Genomic DNA, 13,785 nt, shown 5'->3' on the forward strand with positions numbered 1-13,785 from the left:
AGAATATGACCACATTTGTGCGCACAACACTCTTCTTCCTCTGCGGAGTCTGTTTTCCAGGTGGCCCCTTGGCCTCCGAATCTGCTGAGCCAAAGCTGAAATTGAATCAGGGAGACCACGTTGTCTACATCGGCAACACTCTGGCAGACCGGATGCAGCATCATGCCTGGTTGGAAACTTACTTGCACGCACTGCACCCCGAAGCTGATCTGACATTTCGGAACCTTGGCTTCTCTGGAGACGAAGTAACGACGCGACCACGATCCGCAAACTTTGGCGACCCCGATCAATGGATGGCGAAGTGTGAAGCGGATCTTGTCTTTTGTTTCTTTGGATACAACGAAGCGTTGCGCGGTGAGGCGGACTTGAAAAAATTCGAGGCCGATCTGGCAGCGATGATCGAGAAGATGAGTCAGCAGAAGTACAACGGAGAGTCTGCTCCACGGCTGGTGATCTTCTCACCGATTGCTCATGAAAACCTCGGAAGTCCGCATCTTCCGAATGGCTCTGAGAACAATCGTAAGCTTGCCATGTATACCGAAGCGATGCGAAAGATTTGCAAAGCGGGCAATGTTCAGTTTGTCGACTTGTTTTCGATGACTCAAGAACTTTACGCGGCTGCGGAAAAGCCACTCACCATGAATGGTATTCATCTTCTTGATCATGGAAACCGGTTGGTCGCTCAGCAAGTGCTGAAAGCACTTTACCCTCAAGCGAAAATCCCAGGCGATGATGAAATCAGCAAACTGCGTGAGGCTGTTCTTGATAAGAACGACTACTGGTTTAACCGTTACCGCGTGGTCGATGGCTACAACGTTTATGGTGGTCGTTCAAAATTGGCTTGGTTTGGGCAGTCCAATGCAGATGTCATGAAACGCGAAATGGAAATTTTCGATGTGATGACAGCCAATCGCGATCGCCGTGTCTGGGCGGTCGCACGGGGAGGTGATCTGGCCGTCACAGATGACAATCTTCCTGAAGAGCTCAAGGTGAAAACGAACAAGCCGGGACCGCTCGAAGATGAAAAGTTCCCGTATCTGGATGCGACGGACGCCATTTCCAAAATGGAAGTTCACAAAGATATGAAAGTCAACTTATTCGCATCCGAGAAGATGTTTCCGAGACTCATTAACCCGGTTCAAATGTCTGTCGATTCTGATAGCCGTTTGTGGGTGTCGGTCTGGCCATCCTATCCGCACTGGAATCCGACTCAGAAACGTGAGGATGCGATCGTTATTCTTCCAGACGAGGACAATGATGGTGTGGCAGATGATTGCATTGTGTTCGCAGATGAGTTGAACAGCATTACAGGATTCGAATTTTGGGGCGGCGGAGTTTTGGTGGCGGCTCCTCCGGAAATTTGGTTTTTGAAAGATACGAATGGCGATGACAAAGCGGATGTCAAAATTCGCATGCTGCAAGGAATTTCAAGTGCCGACACTCATCACTCTGCCAATGCAATGTTGATCGGTCCCGATGGCTGGCTCTACTGGTCGCGTGGTGTGTTTAATGTCGCCAACTTTGAAACGCCGACGAAAACGTATCGTTCGGGACAGACCGGCGTACACCGCTTCAACCCGCGGACATTCGAAACGGAGTTTCATTTTCCTATCGGCCCAAATCCACACGGTGATGTCTTTGATCGTTGGGGATACCAGTTTGCCAGCGACGGAACGAGTGGAACTGGTTCGTATATCAATATCGGAAAAGGTGTCGGAAACAAAAAGTGGTACGAGAAACGAGTCCGACCCGTTCCGGCAACAGGTTTGCTGTCAAGCAGCCACTTCCCCGAGGAGCTCAACGGCAATTTTTTGATTGCCAATGCCATCGGTTTTTTAGGAGTGCTGCAACATGAAGTGAAGTACGACGGTGCGGACATTACTGCAGTCGAAATTGATCCGATTCTGGTCTCGTCAGACCAGAACTTCCGCCCGAGTGATATGGAAATTGGCGGCGACGGAGCTTTGTATATTGCAGACTGGCACAATGTTCTGATTGGTCACATGCAGCACAATATGCGAGACCCCAATCGCGATCACGATCACGGTCGCATCTACCGAGTTACGTCCCCCGGGCGACCGCTTGTGAAGCCAGCAAAAATGCGTGGCAAACCGATCAAAGAAGTTTGTGAAAACTTCTTCGCTTACGAGAATGGAACTCGCTATCGAGCCCGCCTGGAACTGAGTGGACGTGAAACGAAAGATGTTGTTGAGCAAGTCAGTCTCTTTGCTGCTCAGTTAGATCCACTCAAAAGTCCGAAAGAACGCGACGAGGCACAGGCGCTTCTCGAATGCTTGTGGGTCTTCGAAGAGCACCGTGTACCGAATGAAGATTTACTCAAGAAAATTTTTCAGGCGAAAGAACCCAAAGTCCGCGCCGCTGCGATTCGAACTCTCGGGCACTGGAGTGGTAATGTGCCTGAGTGGGATTCAATTTTGATGGCGGCAGCCAAGGACTCCTCTGCACTCGTCCGCGCTGAAGCAGTGAAATCGGCAGTAGAGTTCAAAGGGGCAACTCCACTTGAAGTGATTTTTCAGGTGATGGCTCAGCCCGTTGATCCTGAACTCACAACCGTCATCAACTATGCCAAAGGGCAACTCAATCTGGATCAGATGATTGAAGAGTCAATCGCCTCGGGGAATCAACTCTCTGCGGCTGCGACGAGTTATGCCCTGATGAATGCGTCGATCGACAGCTTGAATAAGCTCGAGCCTTCTGCTGAGATTCACCGCGCCATTCTCGCTCGTGATGAAGCGAACGAAGTGCAGTTGGAAGCTGCTCTCGCTGGATTGTCCAAACTGACAAAAGAAAGCGAAACCGATTTGCTGATGCAGCTGCTCAATGAGGCACAAAGCAATCCCAACGGAAACGTGAATACTCTCGGGAAATTGCTGCTCAAGCAACCAGCTTCCGCACTGCAAGTCAAACAGAATGAAATTGAAAACATTGCGATCAACGGTGCAACTCCGGCAGTCAAGCGGCTGGCTTATGCCGCCTGGGTTGCTTCAGCAGGTCCAGACGATGCCTTTCTGACTGCGTCTGCATCGAAGGAGCGCCTCCAGGATTTTCTCGACGCTGTCCCGACTGTGGATGTGAAAGTACGGGGCGAATTGTTCAGCAAGGTCGAGCCACTCATTTTCGATTTGCCCGGAAATTTGAAAGCAGAAAAGGGAGCCGGAACCTCCTACGAAAATGGAATCAAAGTCGAATACTACTATCCGAGTGCTTCCAATGTTGCACTGGAGACTCTGGCGAAAATGGTTCCCAAAGACTCGGGGATCGTGCCTGAAATTGTGATGGATGTTCCGCAATTGAAGGAGCGGGACAAATTCGCACTGAAATTCACCGGGATGATTGTCGCACCAAAGTCTGGAAAATATACCTTCGCAATTGCCTCGGATGATGGTTCGCGTGTTTATGTCGCAAACAAGTTAGTGATCAATCACGATGGTCTGCACGGCATGAGCGAAAAGCGAGGAGCCATCGACCTGCCTGCGGGAATTCATCCGTTGACTGTGACGTACTTCGACAACGGTGGCGGAGATGGATTGCGGGTTCGCTGGTCGGGGCCAGGTTTCAAGTTGCAGAAAATCGCACCGGAGAGCCTGCTCATTCAGGGAAGCGAGACCCTTCACGATGTAGCGATCCGTGCTCTCGATTCTATCCCCGGTCACGAAATCGCTAAGGTTAATTCACTTGCGAAACTTGTGAAACAGGGGCGGAATCGACCTTCAGCCATCCGCGCTCTACGCAACATTCCGATTGAGAATTGGCCAGACATTCAAATTCGTCCGATGCTCGACAACCTTGTCGGATACCTCTCGAACATGCCGGCTCAAAGTCGAACTGGCGGACCAGCGATGGATGCCATCGCCCTGGCGAAGTCGCTGAGCAGTCAACTTCCTGACGAAGAAGCCAAAGCGGTATTGAGTCGGCTGGAGAATCTCAATGTCCCCGTCATCGCAATTGGAACCGTGACGCATCGGATGATTTACGACAAAGAGCTAATCGCCGTCCAAGCTGGAAAGCCGGTGGAATTCCGGTTTTCGAATACCGATGCCATGCCGCATAACTTTGCGATCACAAATCCAGGCGCGCTGCAAACCGTCGGGGAACTCGCAGAGGCAACTGGACGTGATGCCGATGCGATGCAGCGAAATTATATCCCTGAAAGTGATGAGATTCTCCTTGCCAGCCGGTTGTTGCAACCGGGAGAAAATCAGGCATTGAGTTTCAATGTCCCGAAAACTCCGGGTGTTTATCCGTACGTCTGTACCTATCCCGGCCACTGGCGACGGATGTATGGGGCACTGTATGTGGTCGAGAATTTGCAGGAGTACAATGCCGATCCTGAAAAGTATCTGGCCAAGCATACTCTTGAGATTAAGGATGAGTTGCTCACGCTCAACACTCGAAGTCATGAATGGAAATACGAAGAACTGATCGACGAAGTGAAGGGACTCTCAAGTGGTCGTTCCTTTGAAGTCGGCAAGCAGCTCTTTAAAGTCGCCAGTTGCGTGGGGTGTCACCAACTCGACAACGAAGGGCGCGTTTTTGGTCCTGACCTCGCGAAACTGGAACCGAAAAAACAAACAACTGATTTCATTCTTCGCTCAATTCTTGAACCTTCGAAAGAGATCGAGCCAAAGTATCAGTCGCATACCTTCCTCCTCGATTCAGGAAAAATCGTTACCGGGATGGTCATGAAGGAAACTGACGACGAGATCCATGTTGTGATCGATCCGCTGGCGAAAGACAAACCGACGATTCTCAAAAAGGATTCGATTGAAGGTCGGAAACAAGCGGAACTCTCTTTGATGCCGCAAGGGTTGGTCAATAAACTCTCACCTGAAGAGATTCTTGATTTGATCGCCTTTGTTGTTTCTAAAGGGGACAAGAATCACAAACTGTTCCACGGCCACCATCATCATTAAAGCAGTTTGCTCTATCATGTGTCCGTGAAGAACATATTCCTCCAGTCAGTGAGCTGTTCTCCACGAGGCGGAACCTGCGGGGACTCACATGGGATTTGTTCTTTGCGAAGAGCGTCCCAGCGTGCCTTCGTCAGCGATCGTCTCACTCTGGATGGTGTTCAGTGTGAGTGTCGTCGTGTGGCTTTATTGTTTTACGGTGTGTCAGTAACAACCAACTGCTCACAGGAATTGTGTAACAGATACTGATTAAAAAGTAGCTGACGACAATTCCGGTCACGCCATAGTGCCGTCCGAAATAGACTGCTGAGACTCCGGTGATACTGGCGGAAATGACATTCTGGAGCAGGAAAGGGTCTTTCTTGAACAGCCGAACATAAGAGTGCATCACCCAGGAGAGTTGCAGAAAGAGTGTTGCCAGTACAAGAAATCCAATTTGCCCCGGTGCAAGGAATCGGTTGGCTGCGTCGGAATTGAAATAGGTCAGCAACCAGACACCGGCGACAAATGCCCCACCTGCGGAAAGAAACAGGCTGACGGAAATGGCACCGATTCGGAGCATCTTCTGTTCGAGTTCAGCAATCTTCCGTTTCGCGACAAGCATCCCGAATTCCGGCATTCGCGTTTGGACCCATGATAAGCTTGCGGCTTGCAGATTAGAGACAATCGACCAAGTCATACCCATGCGCCCTGCGGCAGCCTTTCCGTAAAATTGATCAATGACCGGGATGAAGAAGTAGCTGGAAAAGTACCCGCCAATACTTTGGATCGCGAGTCTCCACTGGAGAGGCCAGGCTTCGTCTTTCCAGGAAAATCGATCGGTCTCGGAGTTTGATTTGAGAGATTTAAACATCGTCCGGTATCGGACATTCACAAGATAAACTTCCCAGCTGAGCCGCACAAAATTGGCCGCCGCGACTGTCCAGATTCCCCACCCGGAGAGGATTGCTGCCCACACCACAAGCGACCCGATCACGGCTTGGAACATTCGCACAAAATTCACCGTCGCCACCTGATTGCATCCTTCAAGAACTGCCAGACGCGGTTGATAAGTGAGCGAGACGGCATTGAGAACGACAGCGGCCACCCAGGGGAACTTCCAGAAGGATGTCGGTTGGTCAGGATTTTGAATCACTATCAACCCACCAAAAATCAGTCCCGGCAGGAACAGAAGGATCATGAGTCGATACCATCGATCACCAAATCGCGAGATCGTCGAGAGTCGTTCGAGTGCTCGTTGTTCTCCGGTCACTTCTCCTGCTTCATTGAATTTCAAATGTGACCATTCGTGGCTGGCCAGCAGCGACAGAATATGATTCAGCCCCAACTCAAAGAAGATTTGGGCGGCCAGTAAACTCTGAAACAGATAGTAGTAGCCTTGGAGATCCTCGCCAAAAAACTTGTAGATGAGATAGATCGTCACAGGCGCCGAAAAAAACTGCCACCCACGAGTGATCAGCATGTACCCAACTGCTCGGTTCACCGCGAGCTTGTCGCGTAGAAAACGCTTGATCGCTGATCCCGGTGCCTGGTCTCCGTCACTCATTGTCTCTTGTCAATTCTTCCAGAAGAACTGCGTACTGATGCATATCGATATGCTGTTCAATCATCGCTCGCCCTGCCCTGCCCAACTGTTCGGCTTTTTCTTTATTCAATAAGAGTGATCGAATGTCCTCTGCCATCATTTCAGTCGTTCCCGAAAGAATTGCTCCTCCGGAACGATGTATTAAATCTGGGAGAAAGTCGAGACTGACAATTGGCGTTGAGGTGGCAGCGGATTGCAGTAAGACATTCGGAAATCCTTCGTGCTCAATCGACCCGGTAAACGCGAAGGCGATTGCGTTTTTGTAAAGTTGAGGCATTTTAGCAAACGGAACCTGATCAAGAATCGTGACATTCTGTGTTTTGATCAGTTCAATTTCTTCTCGCACCTCCTGCACGCCACGATTCAAGACCATCACAAATGGAATGTCGGGACATCTGGCAGCGACCTCAAGTAAAGCTAACGGCCTTTTGTGAAATCGGTCCGGCCTTCCAACCCAGAGAACATAGTTCTCAGTTTCTACCGGTTTGGGTTGCTCCACATTTGATAATTGTTGATCCCAACTCTTCAAGTCGAAAGGGTTCGGGATGACTGTGGCCTTGCGATGAAAATGGTCTAGCAGCAACCGTTGCTGGTGTTCGGTTTGCACAACAATCTGCGACGCGTTTGAGATGGCGTACCGGACAACTTCAGAGCGTTCGCCGTATTCGTTTTGGAAGTCGTCTTCTTTCGCAAACCGCTCATTCAGTTCGGCGTTCGCACGAATCAGGAGAATTGTTTTTGTCTTCTTATGTTTGAGGCTCAAAATTGCCTTGGCAGAAACCAGGTTCGCACCAAAAAGGAGGATTGCATCAAAATCAAACTGCTGGATGAAGGGGTTTTCTCGGAGTTCGTAGGAGCGGTTTGGGAAAAATTGGCGGACCGCTGCCAGCACTGGAATCTTCCAAAATAGCGAAGGGGAAAAATTCCGGATTTTCAACCAGGGGAACTCGGGTTGAAGCTCGGCGACTCCCGCGAGTGATTCTCGCGCAATCTCGATGAGCTGCCAATCCGAAAGGATCTCCACGCCGTCAACTTGTTGACGAGGCTGACGTGTATGATGCCGTGTGAGCAACGAAACGTCCAGGTTTTCCAACGATGCCAGTGCCTTCGCTGTGAGCCAGGCGCTCGTTTCAGAGCCGCCGAACTGACCTTTCAACTTCGGGATCACAACCGGCAACGCTCTGAGTGAAAGAACACCGACTTTCTGTTTTTCGTTCAATTGGAACTACCTTGACCCGGCTTGGCGACCTGATTGATCAAGACACGTAGGCGAGTCGTGTCGCCTGGTTTCTCGTTTTTGATGTCGTCTTCAGTGAATACCGCCATGAAAATTTGTCGGTCGGTTGTTCGATTTCGGTCGTAAATGATGTAAATGCTCCCGTCCTCAGCTTGGACTCCATCGGGATAACTGATCGTGCTTCTTTCGTCGAGAAGAAGTCCGGGCGACCAGGTGAGTCCGTCATCTTTGGAAATTTGGGCGGTGAGTTTGTTTCTCTTTGTGGTGTCGTGATGCTTCACCAGCAAGAGGTGACCTGAAGCAAGTCGACGGAGAAAGAATCTGGCGGACGGATGTGCGATGTGGCTTGGTTTAGCGGTCGTCCATGTTTTTCCTCGATCGGTGGAGGTGCTTTCCAGCAGCGTGCCGGTGTTCGATCGGATCAACATCCACAGCGATCCGTCTTTGCGCTCGACGATCATGTGTTCATCGAAGGCTCGCATCTTCTGCGGGACATGGCTGGCACCGCGGACTTCCCACGACTTTCCGTGATCAGTCGAAACAACAGCGCGAGCGCTGTTGTCGGTTTTTCGCCAGGTTGATGCTGGAAGAATCCATTCTCCGGTGGAAAGAACGGTCGGTTTGCACATCATGACACCGTCGGTGAGCCGCCGAGGCGCCGACCACTTTGGGTTTTCTACGTCTGGGGTACCAGTTGTGATGGCCCAGACTCCAGCGACGGTTCCGTCATGTGCAATGGCTTGCGCCCAGAACAACCAGAGTCGTCCATCGGGATCGAGCCAGATTTCCGGATCATAAGCCCGCACCGGACCGGTTTTGTCTGGATCGATGATGACAGAGTTTTCGCTCCACGTTTTTCCATCATCTCCACTCGTCACAGCTACGACATAATTGTTCTGATCTTCTCCGCCGGTCGGGCTGGCATACCAGACCGCCCAGAGTCGTCCTTTTGGGCTGCGAGCCAAACTCGGGATTCCTTGAAATTTCCGTGTCTCTTTCTGGTACTCAGGGCCAATCTCCTGGGTGAAGACCTTGGGTGGTTTCAGAAAAGGCTTTTCGTCGTCAGCCATCACAGACGGAGAAACGAAAAAGATGAGACTGAAGATGGTTAATGGAAGTCGAAAGTTTCGCATTGAGAAATTTCCAGATGTTTGTCGTGTGAATTTGTTAGAGCTAAAGTGAAACGCATTCTACACGGGCACACGTTAGAGCAAACTGCCTTGGGAAAAATGTTGTTATCCTATCGGAGACCGATTTCCAATTCCACCACTGACGAGAACTCGCAAGGCTGGCGCATTGTTCATTTCTGGGCACGCTTATGGGCACGCTAAGATTCGCGTCGAGTAACGTGGGCGCCTCGCGAGTTGGGGCACAGTTTTTCTAAGGTGGCGAAGGCTCGTTGAGGTGAAAGCAATAATCCTTAATCGCATGCCTCTCTCAGAAATGGTGGCATCGAGATGCGAACTTTGCCTATCGTTCTCCGATGTCGATTTCTAAACTGAATGGAATCTAATCATCCTCACCTGTTCGAGGAATTCGAGAGTCCTCTATTTGATAGTGCAGCAATAATGGCGAACTCTGAAGACGTAGCAAATCCAGAAACAAAGACGAATCCAGAAAAAGCTCCCGAAGTGAGTTCCTGGAATCTTCCGAATGCGATCACCTTCTCTCGGTTGATCCTGGCGTTTGTCGTTTTGGCGATGCTCGATATGACCGAGTGGTGGATCACATGTACGGCAATTTTTGTCTTTGCGGTTTCGACCGATTTTCTTGATGGGTACTTCGCAAGAAAATGGAATCAGGTGACGGTTCTTGGCCGTATCATGGACCCGTTCGTTGATAAGGTCATCATTGGAGGAACGTTAATCTTTCTGATTCCGCATCCGGAAAGTGGCGTCTGTGCGTGGTTGACGTTTATTGTGATTGGACGGGAAATGTTCGTCACCGGGTTGCGATCCGTTTTGGAGGGGCACGGTGTCGATTTTTCAGCGAAGTGGAGCGGGAAAATCAAGATGATTGTGCAATCAATCACAATTCCTCTGGCGATTCTCTCTCTGAGTCCCGAATTCGGCGACTGGTTGGGTGAGAATAAGGTAAGTTTTCTCCAGATACGGGACCTGTTTTTGTACGCGACCGTCGGAATCACGCTCTATTCTGGTGGTGAGTACACTTGGAGAGGACTCACATTGTTGAAGGCGCAAGCTGAATCTCCAAAGCCAGATGGGTTAAATGAATCGAGCACTGAAAACTCCGAAAACTCAAATTGAAGAATCAGGCGAATGATGAGTGACAGTCAAGATGATTTCATCGACACGCCGGTATTCGCTGAAGATCTCAACCCCTTTGATGCTCCTGTTGTCGAAGGAAACGAAGCTGAGGACTCTTCGTCTGGGGCTGAGTTTGCTGCAACTCCGTATCGTGCTCCCGGTCCCGGATTGCCAGAATCGTTCGGCTGGATCTTCCTGTTTTTTACGCTGCAATTTGGAGCGATGATTGTTGTTCTGGTCACAGCGATCCTGTTGACAGCCAATGCAAACGGTGGAGAAATTGGTTTCAATCTAGAGGCTTGGTTAGACAGTCTTTCACCGACAAAGAAGCTCTTTGTCTTTACGTCTCCGGCGTTCTTTGCGCTCTTCTTGTTGATTCCATTTGGTTTGCTGCGCCTGGCTCCGCGACCGATCTCGCGATTGAATCTCAATCTTCCGTCATTCGGGCAAACAATCATGGTCACGAGTGTGGTCATTCCGCTTGCAATTGTCGGAAGCGCGGTGATGGCGGCGCTCAATCCGATTTGGTTGGAATTCTCTGCTCCCTATCCCCTGTTTCGTATGCTTAACGATATGGATGCGAATGCGATTCTGGGCCAGTTTGGTGCAGCGTCGCTTCCTGTAGCTCTGTTTTTCATTGCGGTCGTACCTGGAATCGGAGAAGAGTTTCTGTTTCGTGGAATTATTGGACGGGGACTGGTTGCACGCTGGGGCCTTGTTGCAGGGATCGGATTGACCTCTCTCCTGTTTGCATCGGTCCATATGTATCCTCCTCATGTCCTGGCAATTGTGCCGATGGGGATCGCTCTGCATTGGACGTACTTGATGACAAAGAGTTTCTGGGCTCCCGTGCTTTTTCACTTCCTCAACAATGCACTGGCAACGCTGCAGATTCAGTCTGACCAAGTCGACGAAGAGCCAACACATTGGGCGATTCTCCTGATCGCAGCGGCATATTGTGCCTGGTACATGTACTGGCTCACACAAATGCGGACCGTACACCTGACAGACGCTGGTGAGTATGTCGCACCCGGAAACGAAGTTGAACTTCCGCTTGGGATCGAAGTACAGAGGAAATCGCAAACGTATCTTACTCCGGTTCTTGTGGCGATTGTGATGCTCGGAGCTGAGATTCTATTGCTGTTGTCGCTTTGAGGCATCCTTGGCATGCCGTTCTAAAGAGAAACGGGTTTCGTGTGGATGGGGACGATTCAGCCACCACAGCGATTGTGAATTATCGCGAACACTTTCAGCCTGCAAAACGAACTTCGAGTGCATGACCGGCGAGCATGGTCCAGTGAGCATGGTCCAGTGAGCACAGCCCGGCGAGGATTGACCAGAGTGCATTGCCAGAAAAGGCGGTCAAGAAATGAGAGCACTTTCAATGCTTGTTTTGTTTGCGAAGTCCAATTTCAAGGCATTGTAGACTGCTCGCAACGAGGCTGAACGTGAAGGCCAATCTGAGAATTGACGTCACACTCACATCGCTGGTGACACATCACCGATATTGAGATGTTTGGCATTCTGGTGGTCTTTCCCTTGATCATCTTGCACGATCTCCAAACAATCAGCCCCTACTCGTTGACTGGTGTCTGGATTGTGTCCGAAAGTGTACGTTGTGCTTTATCTGGAGAGACTCTTTACCGCACTTGACTGGAAATCTTCAGGGAAGTGGACGTTTTTATCGATCTTGGTCGGGATGATTGCAGGCTTAGGGGGGATTGCCTTTCAGGTGATAGGCCAATTTGTTCTGCACTACTCTCTCGTGATGTTCGCGGGATATTCTCCTGCGGAAGCAGTTGGCGAACACTTCATCTTTGATCACTCACACACAGGGCAGTTCTCACCTTGGCTCATCGTTGTGGTGATGACCATAGGTGGATTGCTGTCGGGCTGGCTCGTGTACACCTTTGCCCCAGAGGCTGAAGGACACGGAACAGATGCCGCCATTGATGCCTATCACAATAAGCGTGGAAGAATCCGGGGCCGAATTCCGATCGTCAAGACGTTTGCGTCAGCAATCACAATTGGAACAGGTGGATCAGGAGGACGCGAAGGTCCAATCGCTCAAATTGGAGCCTCCTTCGGTGCCTATTTAGGCAAGCTCTTAAAGTTGCCCTCGCGAGATCGCCGGATTCTGTTGGCAGCCGGAATGGGAGCCGGTGTCGGAGCGGTCTTTCGTGCCCCTCTCGCAGGAGCCTTATTCGCTGCGGAGATTCTCTACAGCGAAAGCGACTTCGAAGCTGAAGTCATTATCCCGGCAGCGACTGCTTCAATTATCGGCTATTCCGTCTACGGGTTGTGGCTTCCCACGGAGATGCATCACACGCCGTTGTTCGGAAACGATTTGAACTACGCAGCTGGCTCACCTCTGGAACTCCTTCCTTATGCTGTTCTGGCAGTCGTGGTTGCGGTGATGGGAATTGCATACATCAAAGTTTTCTACGGAGTTCACAGCCTCTTTGCGAAGCTGCCTGTCCCGAAGATCTTTCGACCTGCGATCGGTGCAGGATTGGCAGGGATTATGGGGGTTGGACTCTTCATGCTTTGGGGTGAAGAACGGCAAGCCCTGGCGGTCCTCTCAACAGGATACGGCACGCTTCAGCAAGCATTGACCTCTGCAACGGAAGTGGGGATTCCACTTTTGTTCACGATCGCAGTCGTGAAAATTTTGACAACATCCTTGACGATTTCTTCAGGTGGCTCAGGAGGCGTCTTTGGACCCTCGATGGTGATTGGTGGCTGTACGGGGGGAGCTGTCGGTTTAATTTTTCACCAGATCTGGCCTGATCTGGTTCCTCATCCCGAAGCGTTTGCAATCGTTGGGATGGCAGGTTTCTTTGCCGGGTGTGCTCACGCTCCGTTCTCCACGATCATCATGGTCTCGGAAATGACTGGTGGCTACGGCTTGCTGCTACCGACGATGTGGGTTTCGACTCTGACTTTTGTGATGGGGAGTCCATGGAAGTTGTACTCCAAACAGGTTCCATCGCGACTCGAATCGCCCGCACACCGTGGTGATTTCCTGATCGATATCCTCGAAGGGATACATGTTCGTGATGTCTATCACGAGAGGAAATCACTGGTGTTCATTCCGGAAGCGATGTCGCTCAATGAAATTGTGCATACGATTGCAACAACACGACAACACTATTTCCCGGTTGTGAATGAATCCGGACGGCTTGTCGGTATCTTTTCGAATGACGACGTCCGCTCATATCTCTATGATGAAACCTTGTGGACTTTGGCAAATGCGGGAGATGTGATGAATTCCCGCGTTGTCAGTGTGACGCCTGATGACGACTTAAACACTGCCTTGCGATGTTTCACCGCGATTGCGATTGATGAACTTCCAGTCGTGGATGCGGAGGACGATGGAAAGTTATTGGGCACGATTCGACACAAAGAGGTTATCGCTGCCTACAATCGTCGGTTGATGGAATTCAAAAAAGCAGCCCAGGACGAACAGGAGTGAGTCAAGGGGGGGGAAGCGATTTGACTGCATCATCAATCAATCGCATTTTTCGAATCGGTGTTCGCGTTCGACACGGGCACAGGAAGCACGAAAGTGTTTTAGAACTGGTCTCAAAACTTGTTGTTCCTTCTCTGGTACAGAGAAATGTCGCAATTCCATAGGCTGTGAGACTGCTTCTGGAACTGATCCTAAAAGTTGAAACTGTTCTCTCAAACGTTGAGAAAATCGGCGATTCCAGAGGTTTTCGGACTGGTTTTAGAAATTCCTTGTCAGAGAGTTCCGGAGACGGA

At 50.5% G+C, this 13,785-nt stretch carries 7 protein-coding genes; 4 read left to right on the forward strand and 3 right to left on the reverse strand.

All coding sequences use genetic code 11. From position 1 onward, the window contains the following. The first annotated feature begins 5 nt into the window (after positions 1-5). The gene (locus ACN0YR_RS07110; protein ID WP_417848500.1) at positions 6-4,934 is read left to right on the forward strand and encodes a PVC-type heme-binding CxxCH protein; all 4,929 of its coding nucleotides are present in this window, start codon (positions 6-8) and stop codon (positions 4,932-4,934) included. A gap of 142 nt (positions 4,935-5,076) precedes the next feature. Here the strand turns inward: ACN0YR_RS07110 and ACN0YR_RS07115 are convergent, their stop codons facing one another. Genes ACN0YR_RS07115 through ACN0YR_RS07125 form a run of 3 tightly spaced genes read right to left on the reverse strand, consistent with a single transcriptional unit; the run spans position 5,077 to position 8,886 of the window. After that, the gene (locus tag ACN0YR_RS07115) at positions 5,077-6,477 is read right to left on the reverse strand and encodes a lipopolysaccharide biosynthesis protein (protein ID WP_417848501.1); all 1,401 of its coding nucleotides are present in this window, start codon (positions 6,475-6,477) and stop codon (positions 5,077-5,079) included. Further along, positions 6,470-7,735 carry a glycosyltransferase family 4 protein gene (locus tag ACN0YR_RS07120; protein ID WP_417848502.1) on the reverse strand — a complete coding sequence of 422 codons (1,266 nt, stop codon included), beginning with the start codon at positions 7,733-7,735 and terminating at the stop codon, positions 6,470-6,472. The genes ACN0YR_RS07115 and ACN0YR_RS07120 overlap by 8 nt, the downstream gene beginning before the upstream one ends. Next, positions 7,732-8,886, reverse strand: a complete 1,155-nt coding sequence (locus tag ACN0YR_RS07125; protein WP_417848503.1) for a sialidase family protein — start codon at positions 8,884-8,886, stop codon at positions 7,732-7,734. The genes ACN0YR_RS07120 and ACN0YR_RS07125 overlap by 4 nt, the downstream gene beginning before the upstream one ends. Before the next feature lie 435 nt (positions 8,887-9,321). Between ACN0YR_RS07125 and pgsA the strand changes: the two genes are divergently transcribed. The 3 genes from pgsA to ACN0YR_RS07140 all read left to right on the forward strand — a co-directional run bounded on the left by pgsA (position 9,322) and on the right by ACN0YR_RS07140 (position 13,495). Next, entirely contained in the window at positions 9,322-10,020 is a 699-nt protein-coding gene (pgsA, locus tag ACN0YR_RS07130; protein ID WP_417848504.1) for a CDP-diacylglycerol--glycerol-3-phosphate 3-phosphatidyltransferase, read from the forward strand. Positions 10,021-10,032: 12 nt separating this feature from the next. Then, positions 10,033-11,175 carry a CPBP family intramembrane glutamic endopeptidase gene (locus ACN0YR_RS07135; RefSeq protein WP_417848505.1) on the forward strand — a complete coding sequence of 381 codons (1,143 nt, stop codon included), beginning with the start codon at positions 10,033-10,035 and terminating at the stop codon, positions 11,173-11,175. Between the two features lie 544 nt (positions 11,176-11,719). Then, complete coding sequence (locus tag ACN0YR_RS07140) at positions 11,720-13,495, forward strand: chloride channel protein (RefSeq protein WP_417848637.1); 1,776 nt, start codon at positions 11,720-11,722, stop codon at positions 13,493-13,495. Positions 13,496-13,785: the final 290 nt, after the last annotated feature.

The organism is Thalassoglobus sp., from assembly GCF_048270125.1.
Lineage (GTDB): Bacteria > Planctomycetota > Planctomycetia > Planctomycetales > Planctomycetaceae > Thalassoglobus.